The sequence below is a fragment of the Neobacillus sp. 19 genome, from assembly GCF_049463095.1.
Lineage (GTDB): Bacteria > Bacillota > Bacilli > Bacillales > Cytobacillaceae > Neobacillus.
On record NZ_JBMPZU010000070.1, the window covers coordinates 150,479 to 170,311 of the forward strand.

Annotated in this window: 10 protein-coding genes; 7 read left to right on the forward strand and 3 right to left on the reverse strand. The window is 42.8% G+C overall.

What is annotated here, in order from left to right:
- The first annotated feature begins 7 nt into the window (after positions 1–7).
- From murQ to ACO1D1_RS22775, 5 genes are all read left to right on the forward strand, one after another.
- Complete coding sequence (gene murQ, locus ACO1D1_RS22755; protein ID WP_423337228.1) at positions 8–916, forward strand: N-acetylmuramic acid 6-phosphate etherase; 909 nt, start codon at positions 8–10, stop codon at positions 914–916.
- Positions 917–941: 25 nt separating this feature from the next.
- The gene (locus tag ACO1D1_RS22760) at positions 942–1,796 is read left to right on the forward strand and encodes a MurR/RpiR family transcriptional regulator (protein WP_149872807.1); all 855 of its coding nucleotides are present in this window, start codon (positions 942–944) and stop codon (positions 1,794–1,796) included.
- A 77-nt stretch (positions 1,797–1,873) separates the two neighbouring features.
- Positions 1,874–3,235 (forward strand): PTS transporter subunit EIIC, encoded by a 1,362-nt coding sequence (locus ACO1D1_RS22765; protein ID WP_423337229.1) that lies wholly within the window; start codon positions 1,874–1,876, stop codon positions 3,233–3,235.
- Positions 3,232–4,239 (forward strand): MupG family TIM beta-alpha barrel fold protein, encoded by a 1,008-nt coding sequence (locus ACO1D1_RS22770; protein ID WP_423337230.1) that lies wholly within the window; start codon positions 3,232–3,234, stop codon positions 4,237–4,239. The genes ACO1D1_RS22765 and ACO1D1_RS22770 overlap by 4 nt, the downstream gene beginning before the upstream one ends.
- A gap of 139 nt (positions 4,240–4,378) precedes the next feature.
- Positions 4,379–6,361, forward strand: a complete 1,983-nt coding sequence (locus tag ACO1D1_RS22775) for a S9 family peptidase (protein WP_423337231.1) — start codon at positions 4,379–4,381, stop codon at positions 6,359–6,361.
- Positions 6,362–6,446: 85 nt separating this feature from the next.
- Here the strand turns inward: ACO1D1_RS22775 and ilvB are convergent, their stop codons facing one another.
- Positions 6,447–8,132, reverse strand: a complete 1,686-nt coding sequence (gene ilvB, locus ACO1D1_RS22780; RefSeq protein ID WP_423337232.1) for a biosynthetic-type acetolactate synthase large subunit — start codon at positions 8,130–8,132, stop codon at positions 6,447–6,449.
- A gap of 431 nt (positions 8,133–8,563) precedes the next feature.
- Here ilvB and ACO1D1_RS22785 point away from each other — a divergent pair, with 431 nt between their 5' ends.
- Both ACO1D1_RS22785 and ACO1D1_RS22790 read left to right on the forward strand, forming a co-directional pair.
- Positions 8,564–13,534: a 5'-nucleotidase C-terminal domain-containing protein gene (locus ACO1D1_RS22785; protein WP_423337233.1), complete on the forward strand. Its 4,971-nt coding sequence runs from the start codon at positions 8,564–8,566 to the stop codon at positions 13,532–13,534.
- Positions 13,535–13,627: 93 nt separating this feature from the next.
- Positions 13,628–18,373, forward strand: a complete 4,746-nt coding sequence (locus ACO1D1_RS22790; RefSeq protein ID WP_423337234.1) for a chitobiase/beta-hexosaminidase C-terminal domain-containing protein — start codon at positions 13,628–13,630, stop codon at positions 18,371–18,373.
- A gap of 59 nt (positions 18,374–18,432) precedes the next feature.
- Here the strand turns inward: ACO1D1_RS22790 and ACO1D1_RS22795 are convergent, their stop codons facing one another.
- Positions 18,433–19,389, reverse strand: coding sequence for an IS3 family transposase (locus ACO1D1_RS22795; protein ID WP_423337244.1), 957 nt, complete (start codon positions 19,387–19,389; stop codon positions 18,433–18,435).
- On the reverse strand, positions 19,272–19,784 hold the full coding sequence (locus ACO1D1_RS22800; protein ID WP_423337235.1) for a helix-turn-helix domain-containing protein: 513 nt from the start codon (positions 19,782–19,784) through the stop codon (positions 19,272–19,274). Before ACO1D1_RS22800 ends, ACO1D1_RS22795 begins: the two co-directional genes overlap by 118 nt.
- Between the last annotated feature and the right edge of the window lie 49 nt (positions 19,785–19,833).

Sequence of the window (19,833 nt, forward strand, 5' to 3'; positions counted from 1 at the left end):
CAAACCAATGGAAGAAAACCTGGAATTATTAACAACGGAATCCCGCAACGAACATTCGATGCAAATTGATACAGCAACTCCAAGCGACATTTTACGGATTATGAATGAGCAGGATCAAATGGTGGCATTAGCCGTAAAGGAAGTATTACCGGATATTGAGGCAGCAGTGCAATTTGTCTTTACTTCCTTTCAAAACGGAGGGCGTCTGATTTATTTAGGGGCAGGCACGAGCGGCCGTTTAGGAGTACTGGACGCCGTTGAATGTCCACCGACCTTCAGCACGGACCCTGAAATGGTTCAAGGCCTTATGGCCGGGGGCGAAGGGGCCTTCATTAAAGCAGTCGAGGGTGCGGAAGACAATCCGGAGCTCGGTATCAGCGATTTGAAGGCATTGGAATTGACAAAAAATGATACCGTCATCGGCATCGCTGCCAGCGGCCGGACGCCTTATGTGATTGGGGCTCTCCGCTATGCACGCAGCATTGGCGCGAAAACAGTAGCACTTTCTTGCAATAAGAATGCGGCAATTAGTAAGGAAGCAGATCAAGCAATCGAGGTAATTGTCGGTCCTGAAGTGCTAACCGGCTCGACTCGCTTGAAATCAGGTACCGCCCATAAAATGATTTTGAATATGATTTCCACTTCATCCATGATTCTGTTAGGAAAAGCCTACGATAATTTAATGGTGGATGTCCGTGTGAGCAATCAAAAATTGAAGGAGCGGGCGATTGGCATCATCCGCAAAGTCACCGAAGTTTCGTATGAAAACGCACTGGAAACACTAGAAAATGCGGATCTGCAAGTGAAAACGGCGATTGTCATGATCAAGACGAATACATCGAAGCAAGAAGCAGAACGATTATTAACAGAGGCAAATGGTTATGTGAAAAAGGCAATCCAAAAAGTTGAAAAATGAGTCAGATGAAAAGGTGGTTTTGGGCGTGGCAGCAGGCGGTTTAAAAATGATTCAAAATATGCTGGAACAGCTTCCGGCTTCTGAACGGAAAATTGCGGAGTTTATTCTTGAATATCCGCAATCGATTTTAAACAGTACAGTCAATGACATCGGGGTTCAAGCAGGTACAAGTGGAGCGGCCGTTATCCGGCTGTGCAAATCCTTGGGCTTAACCGGATTTCAAGATTTAAAAGTGAGAATTGCCGGGGATTTAGTGAAGCCTGTCGAGCAAGGCTATCGTGACATTGAACCGGGTGAATCCTTTTTCTCAATCGTTCAGAAGACAACAAGCAACAGTATCCAAAGTATCCGGGATTCGGAAGAAATCATCAATTATGATGAGTTGCAGCGTGCTGTTCAAACCTTGCTGCCCGCGCAAAATGTCCATTTTTTTGGCATTGGCGCTTCTAATATTATCGCGAAGGATGCCCAGCAGAAATTCCTTCGCATTCATAAAAATGCAACCGCTTTTACAGATACGCATCTTGTCGCAACGCTGATTGCGAATGCGAATCAGGATGATGTCGTGTTCGGCATTTCGCACTCCGGGGAAACAGAGGAGATAATTAAGGTGATGACGTTAGCGAAAGAGCGGGGCGTCAAAACGATTAGTTTAACAAAATACGGGCAATCCACTGTCTCATCCCTTGCGGATATTAAGCTGTTTACCGCTTATTCCGGGGAGGCGCCGTTTCGCAGTGCAGCCACTTCATCGCGTCTTGCGCAGTTATATATTATTGATATTTTATTTTTATCGATGGCCACTGTTCAATATGACAAAACGATTCACTCGATTGACAAAACACGGGAAGCCATCCGATTTATCAAAGAAGGTAAGTAATTGCAGGGGGTGATGCGGACACCATTCCGTTTCATTTTTTTAAAAAATAAATTACATCAGAGAGAAGGGGAAATAGCATGGCTGGAGAGAATAAACAATTAGCCGAAAAGATTCTGGAACAATTAGGCGGGGCTGCGAATATTGGCAATTACACACATTGTATGACAAGACTTCGTGTGACACCGAATGATGAGTCGAAGGTTAACAAGGCGGCTATTAAGAAAATTGATGGGGTACTTGGGGTTGTAGAGGAAGAGACGCTGCAAATTATTATTGGCCCAGGAAAGGTTAATAAAGTAACAGAAGAGTTTGGGAAATTAATAGACGCTGCCGGCGGGATTGATTTAAAAGCGAAAGCAGCAAGCACCAAGGCTGGAATCAACAAAAAGAATGCGACACCATTTAAGCTGTTTTTACGAAAAATCTCTAGTATTTTCATTCCGTTAATCCCTGCCCTTGTGGCATCCGGATTGATTACCGGGATCACAAAAGCAATTATTCAAGCTGGATGGCTGGCAGGAGATTCTCAGTTAGCGACGATTTTATCGGTTATTGGCGGCGGGTTATTCGGTTATCTCGGTATTTTAGTTGGTATGAATGCGGCGAAGGAGTTTGGCGGTTCGCCGGCACTTGGGGCGATTGCTGGTATTTTGATCATTAACCCGGCCGTTGCAGGCATCCATTTGTTTGGTGCAGATTTACTTCCTGGACGCGGTGGTTTAATTGGCGTATTGTTTGCTGCCATCTTTATCGCTCTTGTAGAAAAACGAGTACGCAAATTTGTTCCAACGTCTCTTGATCTTTTCGTCACACCAACGGTTGCTTTATTGGTTACTGGTATTGTTACTTATCTTGTATTTATGCCGCTTGGTGGTTTCGTTTCAGATATTATCACAAAAGGATTAACTTCTTTACTTGATATGGGCGGTGTTGTGGCAGGATTTGTTCTCGGAGCAACCTTCCTTCCGCTTGTTGTAACTGGATTACATCAAGGTCTAACACCTATCCACTTAGAATTAATTAATACAATTGGTGATGACCCGCTTCTGCCAATCTTAGCAATGGGCGGCGCAGGTCAAGTAGGTGCAGCGTTTGCCATCTATCTTAAAACAAAGAAAACGCGTTTAAAAAGAGCCATTGGCGGTGGTCTGCCAGCAGGAATTCTTGGAATTGGTGAGCCGTTAATTTTCGGTGTTACCCTTCCCCTCGGTCGTCCGTTCTTAACAGCATGTTTAGGTGCTGGTGTCGGTGGTGCGTTCCAAGCTGCATTTGGAATCGCAACGGTCGCAATCGGCGTATCTGGATTACCACTTGCGTTCCTTGTGGTAACAGGTCAAGTTCTCCTTTATTTAGTAGGGGTATTAATTGCCTATGGAGCAGGATTCTTATTCACTTATTTATTCGGTTTCAAAGATGAGATGGCCGGTGAATTTGATTGATCGGGATTTCATTCTATCTAAATGATCCGTTAGCAGAAGAACGAATTGCACTGGCAGGAAAAATGGGTGTGAAGCGGGCGTTTACCTCGCTTCACATTCCCGAAGAGTCCGGGGATTTAGCAGCTCGAGCGAAAAAACTGCTGCAAACGGCAAAGGAAACTGGAATAGAAGTGTACGCGGATGTATCGCTGCGAACACCTGCCCATTTGGGATTGGATAGCTTGTTTGAGCTAAAAGCTTTAGGGGTAATGGGTTTGCGGTTGGATGATTTTTTTGCCCATGAAACGATTTTGTCCCTTTCGAAGGATTTCAAGCTAGCTTTGAATGCCAGTATTTTATTTGAAGAGGATATACGCGCCTTGATTGATGGCGGTTTGGAGGCAGGTCAGCTGCTGGCCTGGCATAATTTCTATCCCCGGATTGAAACCGGATTAGCTGAACTCTTTTTTCAAACGCAGAATGACCTTTTTGCACGTTTTGGTATTCCGGTTTGTGCCTATATTCCAGGTGACGGAGAGAAACGCGGCCCGCTGTTCGAAGGTCTGCCGACGCTGGAGAGCCATCGTGGTGTTGATCCATATAGAGCGGCACTGGAACTGTTCTCGGCGGGAGTTGAAGATGTATATATCGGCGACCCGGAAGCAAGTGCAGCTCTTTTTGAAAAATTAATTGATTTTGACCGTCATCGGCGGGTTGTCCTTCGAGTGGAAGGATTCGAAGAGGGGGAGTTCCGGCTTCGTCCTGATTTTTCCCGTGACGTTCTTCGGCTGATGGATACGAGAAGTGCTGGGGCGGTGGTTCCTGAGAATACTTGGGCACGTCCTTTTGGCACGATTACGAGAGACAATGACCGCTATGGCAGGTATCGCGGTGAAGTGCAGATTACGATTCGTGATCTAGCTGCCGATGAACGAGTGAATGTGGTCGGAAGGGTTGCAGAGGAGGATCTGCCGCTGCTTGCCCTCCTTCAGCCAGGTCAAAAAGTAAAACTCATACAGGTCTAAAACAGGCAAACTGCCCTTATCATATTGAGGGGGCAGTTTTTTTATTGCAGCGTGCCGCTTAGATTAAAAAATGAAAGGAAAAATCCTTCTAGTGTCGAAATACTTTAGTGTAGGAGTTTTTGAATAGGGGGCCAGCAAGATGGAAGTAACTAGAGGAGTCGTGTCAGAAGATTTATATCAATTCACATCAGTGGTCAACCCGTTGTTTGCACCTGATGGACAGTCATTTGTGTACATGCGGACAACGATTGACAAAGAGTCAGATGAGTATCAAGCGCATTTATTTTTCCAAAAGGCTGAAAAAGGAGCTGAACCGGTTCAATGGACGTTCGGCAAAGGGAAGAATCATTCGCCGCGATGGTCACCGAATGGGAAAGAGCTTGCGTTTGTTTCCAACCGAAGGGGAAAGAATCAAATTTATGTTTTAAGTGTAAACGGAGGTGAAGCTAGGCAGTTAACGTTTCTTGCAAGCGGGGTAAGCAGCCCTGTCTGGTCACCAGATGGAAAGAAGTTGGCTTTCACTACTTCATTGAAATCCAGTCAAACTATTTTTGATGAAGAAGAGGAGAAAAAAGAGGAGAAGCCGGTACCGCTGGAAGTAACAAAGATGCGATATAAATCGGACTCCGCCGGATTTTGGCAGGGGCATTTCAAGCAGGTTGCCGTGGTGGATGTGAAAAGCGGGGAGCTGACACAGCTTACGGCTGAAGGCTATGATGTGAACCTATATGATTGGTCACCGGACGGGAAATATCTCGCTGTTGGTGCAAATCCAACAGAAGATGCCGATTTATCATTTACATATGATGTCTTTCTTTTGGAGATGGCCAAAAAAGAATTAATCCCTTTGACGGATGGGCAAGGTGTTTTTTATCATGCCGGATTTTCACCGGACGGTAAGCATCTTGGATTAATTGGACATAAACGGGAATTTGAAAATGCAACCCATCCAGAGATTTGGCTTTACCAGCTTGCAGATGGTAAAATGTCTTGTTTGACCTCCGGCTGGGACGTTGCTGTGGGCGACTTCTTGTCCGGCGACTTCCATCAGGGAGCGGTCACCCCAGGGTTAATTTGGAAGGACGATAGTCAAGGTGTTTACTTTATTGCCACAGAGCAAGGGAATACCAATCTTTATTTTGTAGATGCAGCTGGCGGCGGAATTCAGCCGGTGCTTGCCGGGGAGCAGGATGTGTATGGTTTAACAATTCACTCTGCTTCGGATAAGGCGATTGCTGCCATCAGTACGCCAACAGATATTGGCGACTTGTACTTGTTTTCATTAACGGATGCATCGAAGCGGGAAAAGCTAACGACGTGCAATGTGCTTAAAGAAATGGAATTTTCCAAACCTGAATCCATTGAATTTGAAGGCGCAAACGGCTGGAAGGTTCATGGCTGGCTGATGAAGCCGGTTGGGTTTGAAGAAGGGAAAAAATACCCGCTAATCCTTGAAATTCACGGCGGCCCGCATATGATGTACGGCAATACCTATATGAATGAGTTTCAAATTCTAGCGAGGCAAGGGTTTGCTGTTTTGTACGTGAACCCCAGGGGCAGTCATGGATATGGCCAGGAGTTTGTTGATGCGGTTCGCGGTGATTACGGCGGCGGCGACTATCAGGATGTGATGCTGGCGGTTGATTATGTGCTGAACCAGTATGATTTTATAGATGAAAAGCGGCTAGGGGTAACAGGTGGAAGCTATGGCGGCTTCATGACAAACTGGATTGTCGGCCATACAAATCGCTTTAAAGCAGCAGTTACACAGCGCTCAATCTCTAACTGGATTAGTTTTTACGGGGTCAGTGATATCGGCTATTATTTCACGGAATGGCAGATTGCGGCTGACTTGAATGATGTGCCAACCCTTTGGAAGCATTCTCCGCTTGCTTATGTGGAAAATGTAGAGACACCACTGCTGATTCTACATAGTGAGAAGGATTACCGCTGCCCTATTGAACAGGCCGAGCAATTGTTTATCGCGTTAAAGCGGTTAGGGAAGAAGACGAAATTCATTCGATTCCCGGAAGAAAACCACGAACTCTCAAGAAGCGGAAAGCCAAGCCTGCGCAAAAGCCGGCTCGACTACATCGTAAACTGGTTCCTCGAACAGCTATAAATGGAAAACGGTGCCTGACACCATTCTGGTGTCAGGCACCGTTTTTAACGTGGCAATAGGATATGAGGAGCTTCTGATATTTTTCTTACCGCGATAAGATGATTTGATGATTGCTGTGGTTGGGCGGGACGATTGGGTAGACGTTTTCTTCTTCGACGACGTCAAATTCCAACAGGGCAGGTCCGGTGTGATGAAATGCCTTTGCAATTACTTTCCGAGCTTCTTCTTCAGATCCCGCTCTATATCCCGCCACTCCATAGGCCTCCGCTAACTGGGCGAAATTTGGCGACGACATTTTAACCGATGAATACCGGCCATTATAAAATAGCTCCTGCCATTGGCGCACCATCCCAAGATAGCCATTATTCAAGATGATTATTTTAATAGGCAGCTGGTACTTTACGGCCGTCATCAATTCTTGCAGATTCATTTGAAAGCTGCCATCCCCTGAAACACAAATGACCGGTTTTCCCGGGCACGTTGCAGCGGCACCAATCGCCGCCGGCAGACCATACCCCATTGTCCCTAAACCACCGGATGTCAGCAGTGTTCTCGGATTGGAAAAGGCATAATAATGGGCGGTCCAAATTTGATGCTGGCCGACATCTGTGACGACAATTGTTTCCTCATCGGCATGTTTATTCAGCATTTGAATGACTGACTGTGGGCTTAATGCACTTTTAGACTTGTCAAAGCGCGGGACAGTCCGCTTCCAATCTATGGCCTCATTTGTCCAAATTTCTGTGTTCTCCTTAATTAGCTGGTAGTCCAATTGAATCTTTAACTCGCTGAGAAACTCCCTTGCATCACTGACAATCGGCAGATCAATCGGAATGATTTTGTTGATTTCCGCAGGGTCAATGTCGATATGAATTTTTTTCGATTTAGGCGAGAAACCGCTGATTTTCCCTGTTACCCGGTCACTGAATCGTGCCCCGATACAAACTAATAAATCACAATGATGGACAGCTTTATTAGCGGCAAAGGTCCCGTGCATACCAAGCATACCCAAGTATAAAGGATTGGCGGCATCCATCGCACCAATCCCCAGCAAGGAACTGACGACAGGAATGCGTGACTGTTCCACCAACTCTTTTAAATGCCCGGATCCACCTGATGAAATGACACCGCCGCCAATCAATAAAACTGGTTTTCTGGCAGTTTCGATATACTCTTTTGCAAGCTGAAGTGATTTTTCTTGTTTCCTTGCATTTACCGTTGTTTGCTTGGATGTGTGGTGCCCCTGTCCCTCTTTCCGATTTACCGTGAGTTTAGAATCTGCAGTCAATTCAACTAACACAGGGCCAGGTCTTCCATTTGCGGCAATCGATAATGCATCTTGAAGAATGACGGAAAGATCATCAAAGTCGCTGAGTGCAAAGGCATGCTTCGTAATCGGCATCGTGAGTCCTGAAATATTTAATTCTTGCCATGCCTGCGATTTGAGGGAGCTTTGATTCCGCAGCCCAGCGATAATGACGAGTGGTACAGAATCGCTATAGGCAGTCGCGATTCCGGTAATGCCGTTGGTGATACCTGATGCAGTTTGGATTAGTACAACCCCCGGTTTTCCTGTTGCCCGGGCATAACCATCCGCAGCGTGGACAGCTGCTTGTTCATGCCTTAATTGAAAGTAACGAATATTTTCATTTTCTGTGAGAGTCATTGTTTCTTGGCAGAGATTGCTGCTGCCAAACACAACATCCACTCCAAGCAATTTTAGCGAATCAAACAACCCTTCCATATCTGTATTTTCTTGTATCCAATTCATATGTTCACCTGATTTCCAATTTTCTAATATTTTAAATTATCAGAAATGGTTTGTATGTGTAATATATCACAACCACGAAATATTTTGATTCTTTGCAAGAGTGGACAATTTTTAGGGTGCCTGACACCGTTGCTATGTCAGACACTGTACTTAATATGAAGACGTTGTGATATATTGCTATTTTATATAGGAAAAAATACCCACTTTCACTTAAAGTGATAGATGTAGAGTGTGAAAATATTAAATTGGTGTAAAGTTTGGGATATTCATAGATTTATGTAGAATTTTGACAGAATAAATTATAAACTAGTAGTAGTTATATATACCCAATGGAAAGTGAGGGAAGGTTTGGAAGAAAAAGATTCGACAACTAGAATTGGGGCTATTGATTTCAAACATATTATATTTTTTGATTTGGAGGGAAATTATCTGTGAATCGACAATTCAACAGGTCAAAAAAGTGGGTTAGCATACTATTAACAGCGATCATGCTGTTAGCTATGGTAGTACCGCTTAATGTAAGCGCAGACACAACGCCCGTATCATTGGCGAAATGGGATTTTAGTAAGGGGAACAACTTAGTAGCAACATCAGGAACAGCTGCTAATGCGGACAAAAGATTATCCGCAACAGGTGCGGCAATTACTGGATATAACGCTGGACCTACAACAGGAATCTCAGTTCCAAATGCAAACACATGGACAGCAAATCCTTCATTTTGGAAGGTGTCCGTATCAACAAAAGGCTATCAAAATATTACTCTATCTTCAAAACAATATGGGTCTAGTACAGGACCGAAAGATTTCAAGGTTCAATATAGTCTGGACGATTCTACATGGGTAGATGTTCCAAATGCTTCAGTAACAGTGGCAGCAAACTGGACAAGTGGAGTCTTAACAAATGTTGCATTACCAAAAGAGGTAAATGATAAAGATGTACTCCATATTAGATGGCTAAAAAGCTCTGATACATCGATTGGCGGTGGAACAGTTGCAGCAACTGGTACAAGCCGTATCGGTGAAATCGAGTTTAAAGGTGAAGTCGTAACAGCTCAAGAACCACAGCCAGATCCTGGTGCAGTAGCTGGAGAAGGAAAGGTAGTTTTGGGGGACGAGCCTCAAGCAAATCTCACATTCAGCTTAAAAGATACAACAACCAATCAATGGCATGACTTTACAACCAACGCAAACGGAGAATTTACTTTCAATCTAGCTGATGGAACATATAAGATTGAAGGTCTTTGGGTTTCACCGACATGGTATCCAATTGGCAAAACGATCACGATTAAAAATGGTTTAGTAGACGGATTACATGCATTAGTAATCGATGGGCTAAATCCAGTTGAAGGAACTTGGAATGTAACTGGAACTGTTAAAAATGGTTCGAAAACATTGAACCACCTTACATTCAGTCTCCATAGCACAGATGGAAAATGGTATGACGCAACTACAGATAAAGACGGTAAATTTAACTTTAAGTTACCGGATGGCAGCTACCAAGTTGATGGTATTTGGGACAGCGCTGCGAAAAAGTGGTTTGAACTCAATCAAACATTCAACATGAAGGACGGAAAACTTGAAGGAGCAACAGAATTAACGATTAATCTTGCTGGTGTCTTCAATGTAACTGGAACACTTACAAAAGGAACAACCGCATTAGGGAATACCGTTTTCAGTCTTCATACAACAACTGGTGATATCATTTGGTATGACACCAAAACAGATGCAAATGGTACCTTTGAATTGAAACTACCAAATGGGTCTTATACGATTGACGGAATTTGGGACAGTGCCGCAGGTAAATGGTACGAACTCAAGAAAGAATTCACGGTTAATGGCTTACTACAATTAAACATTGACGTGCTTAAAGATGGAACTGGCGTGGTTTCACCGAACGTAACAGGTGTATTAAAGAAAGGTAAAGAAGTATTACCGAACGTAACCTTCAGTGTACACACTGCTTCCGGTGAAGAAAAATGGTATGACATGACAACAGATGCAAATGGAACCTACAGCACAACATTACCGAACGGCAGCTATGTGCTGGATGGAATCTGGCTGAACACTGAAAAACATTGGTATGAACTGAAAAAGGAATTCACAGTCAATGGTACAACTGAATTCAATATCGATGTTTTAGCCGGCCAGCCAAACGAGAAATTCACATTGAATGTGATGCATACGAATGACACACACGCAAACATTGACAATGTCGCTAAAAAAATGACCGCGATTAAGTCAGTTCGTGCAGAAAAGCCTAATGCATTATTACTTGATGCAGGGGATGTGTTCTCCGGAACATTGTATTTCAATGAGTATAAAGGTTTAGCAGATTTAGAGTTTATGGAATTAGCGGGCTATGATGCCATGACATTCGGTAACCACGAATTTGACATGGGAACTGAAGTATTAGGTAACTTTGTCAAAGAGGCCGACTTCCCATTTGTCAGCTCAAACGTAAACTTTACAAATGATGCTAATTTAAAATCTCGTTTCCATAATGACTTAGTTACAGACAACCCTACAGGTGGTAACATTTACGACGGAATCATTAAAGTTGTAAATGGTGAAAAGGTGGGTATTTTTGGTTTAACAACAGCTGAAACTCCAACCATTTCAAGTCCTGGTGCAGGCGTTGATTTCGAAAATTACGTAAATGAAGCAAAAGAATCTGTTGCAGCTCTTAAAGCACAAGGTGTAAACAAAATTATTGCCTTAACACATCTTGGCTATGATGATTCTGTTGTTTGGGACAATGACTTAGAATTAGCCAAACAAGTTGAAGGAATCGACGTCATCGTTGGCGGTCACTCACATACGAAACTTGATGCTCCTGTATTTGATACAACTGGTGAAGAACCAACAGTGATCGTGCAAGCAAATGAATACAACAAGTTCTTAGGAACATTGGATGTAACATTTGATAAGGACGGTAAAGTAATTGTTCCAGAAACAACTGGTAAATTGCTTGATGTTAACACATATGCAGAAGATGCAGAAACAGCTCAAATTCTTAATACAAAATACAAGCCGGCTGTCGATGAAAAGAAAGCGACAGTGGTTGGTAAAGCAGCGGTTGATTTAGTCGGCGGAAACCCTGCCGCACGTACAGTAGAAACAAACCTTGGTAACTTTATTACTGACGGCATGCTGGCAAAAGCACAAACCATCAATCCTGATACGCTGATCGCTGTTCAAAATGGCGGCGGAATCCGGGTAACACTTCCTGCAGGCAATATTACTGTAGCGGATGTTTTAAGAGTCCTGCCATTCGGAAACACTTTAGGAATTATGGACTTAAAAGGTGAGGAAATTAAAGCAGCCCTTGAGTATAGCGTGAAGGATGCTCCATCCACTGCATTTGGCGGTTTCTTACAAGTATCCGGTTTGAAAGTTAAATATGACAGCACAAAACCGGCTGGACAAAAGATTCAAAGCATTGATGTAAAAGGCAAAGACGGAAAGTACACTGCACTAGATAATACAAAACACTACTTCGTTGCAACAAATGTTTTTACAGCTAAAGGCGGCGACGGCTTCACGATGTTTGGTAAAGCTTACGCAGAAGGACGTGTAAGTGAACCAGGATTTGTGGATTGGGAAATGTTCAATGACTACATTGCGGCACAACCGGACAAAACGGTTAATCCACAAGTGGAAGGTCGTATCGTAGACACCGTTGGACAATATACATTAAACATCATGCACACAAATGACACACACGCAAACATTGACAATGTCGCTAAAAAAATGACCGCGATTAAGTCAGTTCGTGCAGAAAAGCCTAATGCATTATTACTTGATGCAGGGGATGTGTTCTCTGGAACATTGTATTTCAATGAGTATAAAGGTTTAGCAGATTTAGAGTTTATGGAATTAGCGGGTTATGATGCCATGACATTCGGTAACCATGAATTTGATATGGGAACTGAAATATTGGGGAACTTTGTCAAAGAAGCCGACTTCCCATTTGTCAGCTCAAACGTAAACTTTACAAATGATGCTAATTTAAAATCTCGTTTCCATAATGACTTAGTTACAGACAACCCTACAGGCGGTGACATTTACGACGGAATCATTAAAGTCGTGAATGGTGAGAAAGTGGGTATCTTTGGCTTAACAACAGCTGAAACACCAACCATTTCAAGTCCTGGAGCAGGCGTTGATTTCGAAAATTATGTAAATGAAGCAAAAGAATCTGTTGCAGCTCTTAAAGCACAAGGTGTAAACAAAATTATTGCCTTAACACATCTTGGCTATGATGATTCTGTTGTTTGGGACAATGACTTAGAATTAGCCAAACAAGTTGAAGGAATCGACGTCATCGTTGGCGGTCACTCACATACGAAACTTGATGCTCCGGTATTTGATACAACTGGTGAAGAACCAACAGTGATCGTGCAAGCAAATGAATACAACAAGTTCCTAGGAACATTGGATGTAACGTTTGATAAGGACGGTAAAGTAATCGTTCCTGAAACAAAAGGAAAACTTCTTGATATTAGCACATATGCAGATGATGCAGAAACAGCTCAAATTCTTAATACAAAATACAAGCCGGCTGTTGATGAAAAGAAAGCGACTGTAGTTGGTAAAACAACTCTTGATTTAATCGGCGGAAACCCTGCAGCACGTACAGGGGAAACAAACCTTGGTAACTTTATCACTGACGGTATGCTGGCAAAAGCACAAACCATCAATCCTGATACATTAATCGCTGTTCAAAATGGCGGCGGAATCCGGGTAACACTTCCTGCGGGTAACATTACTGTTGCGGATGTCTTAAGAGTCCTGCCATTCGGAAATACTTTAGGTATCATGGATCTAAAAGGCAGTGAATTAAGAGAGGCTCTTGAATACAGTGTGAAGGATTCACCAACCACTGCATTTGGCGGTTTCTTACAAGTATCCGGTTTGAAAGTTAAGTACGACAGCACGAAACCGACTGGTCAAAAGATTCAAAGCATTGAGGTAAAAGGCAAAGACGGAAGCTACACAACATTAGATGATGCGAAACACTACTTCGTTGCAACAAACGTCTTTACAGCTAAAGGCGGCGACGGATTTACTATGTTTGGTAAAGCTTACGCAGAAGGCCGTGTAAGTGAGCCAGGATTTGTAGATTGGGAAATGTTCAATGACTTTATTGCCGCACAACCAAATAAAACGGTTAATGCACAAATTGAAGGTCGTATCGTAAACATCGCTCCACAGGTAGTTCCAGCTGCATCTTTCAGCGGTACTGCCGAAAATCCAAAGGTATATAACGGTAACGTGATTGTTGATGTAACAGGCGTTGACAAATTAGAAAACGCCATTGTAAAAGGCAACCTTACAATAAAAGGCGGCATGGTTGAGCTTAATAACGTAACGGTTGAAGGCGAAACCTTTTTTGAAGATTAAATAAAAAATGAATAAATTCTCCTAGCTTCCTAGTTAGGAGAATTTATCACCTAATTGAAAAAATCGAAACATATGCTACCAGGAGGTGCAGTTTTGACTAAAAATCGTAAAAAGCAATTAAACATGTTACTTGTAGCGATTATGGTAATCAGTATGATCTTACCCAATTTCTACATCAAGCCTGTAATCGCTGCGACAACTGCTTCTGATCTATTTATCTCTGAATATATCGAAGGCTCAAGCTTTAACAAAGCGATTGAAGTTTATAACGGAACAGGGGCAGACGTAAAGCTAAGTGAATACACACTTGAGCATTACGCTAATGGTGCTGCTACAACAACACTTAAATTAGCTCTATCAACTGATCCATCCGCAACTCTAGCGACCGGAAAAACTTTTGTCATTTCACGCAGCGATGCTGATGCGGCAATCGTCGCTAAAACAGACTTACTTGATACAGCCAAGACCGTTATTAACTTTAACGGTGATGACGCGATTGTTTTAAAACATAACGGCAACATCATCGATGTCATCGGAAAAGTTGGCGAACGAATCAATTGGGGATCGACTGTTAAAACAATCGACCAGACGTTAGTCCGCAAAAGCTCCATTACACAAGGCGACAAAAACCCAGATGACGCTTTTGACCCAGCTATTGAATGGGAGAACATGGGTAAAGACGTATTTACCTATCTTGGTTCTCATACAATGGATGGCGGTTCTACACCTGTAGAAACAAAGGTTGCGAATGTAACCGTAACTCCGGCCGCAGGTGCTGTGGCAGCTGGAACCACAGTAACGCTTGCAACAGCAACCGCTGATGCGAAAATTTATTACACTACAGATGGCTCAGAGCCAACTGCAGCAAGCACAGAATACAAAGCTCCAATCAAAATTGATGCGGACACAACCATTAAAGCACTTGCCGTCAAGGATGGCTTAGATAACAGTGATGTCGCAACATTTGCTTACACGATTTTACAAGCACAAACTATTGCTGAAGTCAGAGCGATGGAATTACAATCAAATGTGCAAACAAGCGGTGTGGTTACAGCTGTTTTAGGAAGAGCAATTTATTTCCAAGATGCAACAGCTGGAATTGTTGCCTACACACCAACTGATAGTACAACCATTAATCCAGGCGATAAAATTACGGTCTCAGGTAAGTTAACGGAGTATTCAACATTACTTGAAATCGAAGCCAATCATGAAAACATTGTCAAAACTGGCACAGAAGCCATTCCGGCTGCTGAGCTACTCAAAGCTGCTGACCTACAAGAAAGCAAAGAAGCGAAGCTGGTTAAAGTTAAAAATGTAACGGTAGGAGCATTCTCCGGCGGTAACTATACAGCAACCGACGCTGATGGGACAAGCTTCCAAATTCGCCCGCCAAGTTCAACAATGTTGACCACTGGAACAACTTATGAAGAAGTTACTGGAGTACTTAGTGCATTCAACGGAGTGTACCAATTAATTCCACGTAATGAAGCCGACATTATCCAAGATTCAAGCATTGTTCAACCAGTGATGGCAACACCAGGCGCTGGAATGGTGAAATCAGGTACTGAAGTAACATTAGCAACGGGTACTGAAGGTGCTACCATTCACTACACAGTAGATGGCAGTGATCCAACTACCGCAAGCCCGGCGTTTACACAGCCAATCGTGATTACGAAAGCAACAACGATTAAAGCTATTGCTGTGAAAGCAGGCATGACAAATAGTGCTGTCGCAACATTTGAATATCTCCTTCAAGATGGCGCAATTCACATCTATGATATACAAGGGAAAACACACAACTCGATTCTTGCCGGTAAAACGGTAACAGATGTCGAAGGTGTTGTTACCTATATTGATGGAACAAGCCGCTTCTTCATCCAGGATCTTGTGGGTGACGGGGATCCTAACACTTCTGATGGAATTCTAGTCTTTAAATCTTCTCACGGAGTATCCATTGGGGACCGCGTAAAGGTAACTGGTAAAGTAACAGAATTCTATGGCGAAGGTTATGCGGAAAAAACTTCAACCGATTTAACAATTACAGAAATTGAAGCTACTACAATTACGAAAAATGGCACAGCGCCACTTCCGGCACCAATCAAGCTTGGCGTTGACCGAATTGCGCCACCGGAAATTATTGATAATGACCAATTTGGAACATTTGATCCAAACGAAGATGCGATTGATTTCTGGGAAAGTCTTGAAGGTATGTATGTACAAGTCGATGACGCTAAGGTCATTGCCCTGCAAAAAGATGGACTCGTTTGGGTGGTACCAAAAGATTACCAAACAAACGTCGATCCCGGCGGATTACGTATTACTGCAACGGACACGAATCCGGATCGTATTGGCGTCGATGTTAGAAATGGCTCAACAGCCAATAAATCTTACCGTGCTAAAATGGGTGACTATTTTACAGGTGCGATTAAGGGTGTTGTGAACTACGGTTACAGCAACTTTAAAGTAATGACTCAAGAACCAACGCTACCGAAATTAACAGAAACACCAATCGTCCGCGCTGCAACAAAAATTACACCGGCAGCAGACAAATTAACAATTGGTACGTATAACGTTGAGAACTTCTCAACTGTTACTCCAGATGATAAAGTAACAAAAATTGGCGATGCAATTGTCAATAAAATGAAGAGTCCTGACATTATTGGATTAAACGAAGTGCAGGATAACAACGGAGAAACAGATAATGGCACGGTAGATGGAACACAAAGTGCGCAAAAAATTATTGATAAAGTTAAGGCACTTGGCGGACCGACTTATGCTTACACAGAAATCGCACCGGCCAACAACCAAGATGGCGGAGCACCAGGCGGAAACATTCGTGTGGCCTTCCTGTATAACAAAGATCGTGTTTCGTTAACAGCAGGAGCACCAAAAGGGACAGCTACACAGGCTGTTGGTTTTGACAATGGCAAGCTGACATTAAACCCGGGGCGGATTGATCCAACAAATTCTGCGTTTAATTCAAGCCGTAAGCCGCTGGCAGCTCAATTTGAGTTCCAAGGACAAAGTATCATCGTAGTAGCTAATCATTTTAACTCTAAAGGCGGAGATCAACCGTTAATGGGGAAAAATCAGCCGCCAGTATTAAGCAGTGAAATTCAGCGTCATAAAATTGCAGCGATTGTGAATAACTTCGTGAAAAATGTGAAGGCAAAGGATGCAAACGCAAATGTTGTCTTACTAGGGGACTTCAATGACTTCGAATTCACGAAAACGTTAGAAATCGCTAAAGGGAACGAATTAACCAACATGATTGATAAGGTTCCTGCAAATGAGCGTTACAACTACTCTTACCAAGGTAACGCCCAAGTACTTGACCAAGTATTAGTTACGAACAATATGGCCGCAGATACAACTGTTGATATTTTACACATCAACTCTGGTTTCATGGATGTGCATGGCCGTGCAAGTGACCATGACCCGGTTCTGATCCAAACAAAATTAAAAGCAGCAGGAGAAATCTTGCCGCCTGTTACACCACCGGCAGGAACAAAGGTTTACAATCTAAAGAATTTCAAAACGAAGAAGTTAACAGTGAGCAATGAAGCTGCCGACATTACCATGGATGCTGCTTCTGTGATTACAGAAGGAATTGTGGTAAAAAGCACTTACGCTAAATTAAGTGGAGAAGGCTTGAAGAACACAGTCATCACGCTAAGCCCAACAGCACCAGGTGCGATCATCGACCTTGGCGGCAATGAGGTGAAGGAAGTCGTCATCGACAATGCGAATATCAGTCAAATCAGAGGCGTTGAAAAGGTTCAGAAGTGGACAGTGAAAGACGGGGTAGACACGTCTAACATTAAATTCACCAAGGTAAGCGGAGAAGTGATTCCTGCTCCTATAGCACCACCAAAGGTGAATCAAGCGCCAGTGGTATCGAAAGCATTATCAAATGTTTCAGTACAGGTAGGCTCACCCGTTTCGATTAATTTAAATGATCATTTTTCTGACCCAGATGGTGATGTTCTAACGTACACAGCAACTGCAGGTACCATCCAAGGTTCAACCTTAACCATTCCTACCGCAACGGAAGGAACTGTAAATGTGACGGTCACAGCAAATGATGGTAAGAAAACAGTGAGTGCCTCTTTTACTGTAACGGTAACGGCTGCATCAACTCCAGGGGACGAAGTCGAGGCTTATTACAAGGATGCAGCTGGAAAATCAGGTGCTGACCTGAAGGCGGCATTACACAATATCATTAAAACACAAACAAAATTAACTTATGCGCAAGTAACCGAAGCATTAAAGAAAACAGATGAAGACCCTAACAATCCAAATAATGTGATTCTGCTTTACACAGGCCGCTCACAAGCAAAAACAACATTTGGTTCTGGGGTAAATGACTGGAATCGTGAGCATGTTTGGGCGAAATCACATGGGAACTTTGGTACTAGTGTAGGACCGGGTACAGATATCCACCATTTACGTCCAACTGATGCATCGGTAAACAGTACACGCGGTCATTTAGATTTTGATAACGGCGGCAAATCTCAAGGTGAATGTGCGGACTGTTACTATGATGGTGATTCTTTTGAGCCGCCAAACCGTGTAAAAGGCGACGTTGCCAGAATGCTTATGTATATGGCTGTACGTTATGAAGGCGGCGGTGAGATTGATCTTGAGCTGGCTGACAAGGTTAATACGTATCCGACACCATTCCATGGCAAGCAATCTGTCCTTCTTCAATGGAGCAAAATGGATCCGCCTGATGCCTTTGAGAAGCACAGAAACGATGTCATTCAATCGATTCAAGGAAATCGCAATCCATTCATCGATCACCCTGAATGGGCAGACTCGATTTGGCCTGCTAGCTAATTCAACAAGTAAAAAAGCACCTGATTTTTGATCTGACCCAATAAAGTTAGACAAATATTTTAAGCAACTTTTAAGACTTGAGTTCGGTAATCCACAGGACTCAAGTCTTTTAATTTTGCCTTCATTCGTTTGTGATTGTAATAGTAGATATAGTCGGCTAATTCCCGTTCAAAATGCTCCATACTATCAAATTCCTGCAGATAAAGAAGTTCAGACTTTAATAAGCCAAAGAAGTTTTCCATGACGGCATTATCCAAACAGTTACCCTTTCGGGACATACTCTGCGTAATTTGGTGCTTAACTAGCGTTTTTTGATATTGTTTCATTTGATAATGCCAGCCTTGATCTGAATGTAGCGTCACTTGGTCTCCAGGCTGAAGACGCTCAATCGCTTGGTCCAACATATCTCCCACCAATTTATAAACAGGACGTTTCATGACGCTGTAAGCAATGATTTCGCCATTACACAAATCCAATACCGGAGAGAGGTAACGTTTCTCACCGAATAGGTGAAATTCTGTAACGTCAGTTACCCATTTTTGATTCATTTTCTCGGCAGAGAAATCACGATTTAAAATGTTTGGAGCGATTTTGCCCACATTTCCTTTATAAGAACGGTATTTCTTCATGCGTACCAAGCATTTTAAACCCATTTCATTCATTAACCGATTGATGGTTTTAGGATCGTGTTGGAACCCTCTTTTTTCTAGCTCTTTCGTGATCCGACGATATCCATAACGCCCTCTATGTTCATGATAAATCTCGTTGATAGCTTCTTTTACTTTCTCATATTTATCAGTTTGATTTAACCGTTTTTCCCAATAATAATACGTGCTGCGTGGAATGTCTGCGACTTCAACTAGATCCACAACCTCATACTGTTCCTTTAGTTCAAAAATTACTTGCGCTTTGATTTTGTTTGTAATTTTTCCTGCATTCGAACTAAAGCATTCAACTTTTTTAAGTATGCGTTCTCCATTCGTAAACGTTCGTTTTCTGCCTGTAAGGCTTCTAATGATCCTTCTACTGGTTGAGGAGATTTCTTTGTCTCTTTATTCATGGATGGACGCCCCTTTTTCTTCATTTTAAGGGCATCTAATCCGTCCGTTTCAAGTTTCAGCTTCCAATCTAAAATAGTACTAGGCGCTGGTATATTGAAAATGGCAGCTGTTTCATACAGAGACGTCCCTTGTTCGTTCATATAATTAAGTACGTCTAGTTTAAACTGAACTGTATAGCTTGTATAGCTTTTAGTAAGCCCTTCCTCACCATGGTATTGATACTGGAGGACCCACTTTTTTATTGTATTATGAGCTGTACCATAGATTTCACTAAGAAACCTATACCCTCCCTCATTATTTAAATATCTTTTTACAGCTTCTAACTTCTTTTCCACTGTAAATTTAGCCATAAAAAACACCCCGTAAATGTTAGTAGTCGTGTCTAACATTTACGGGGCA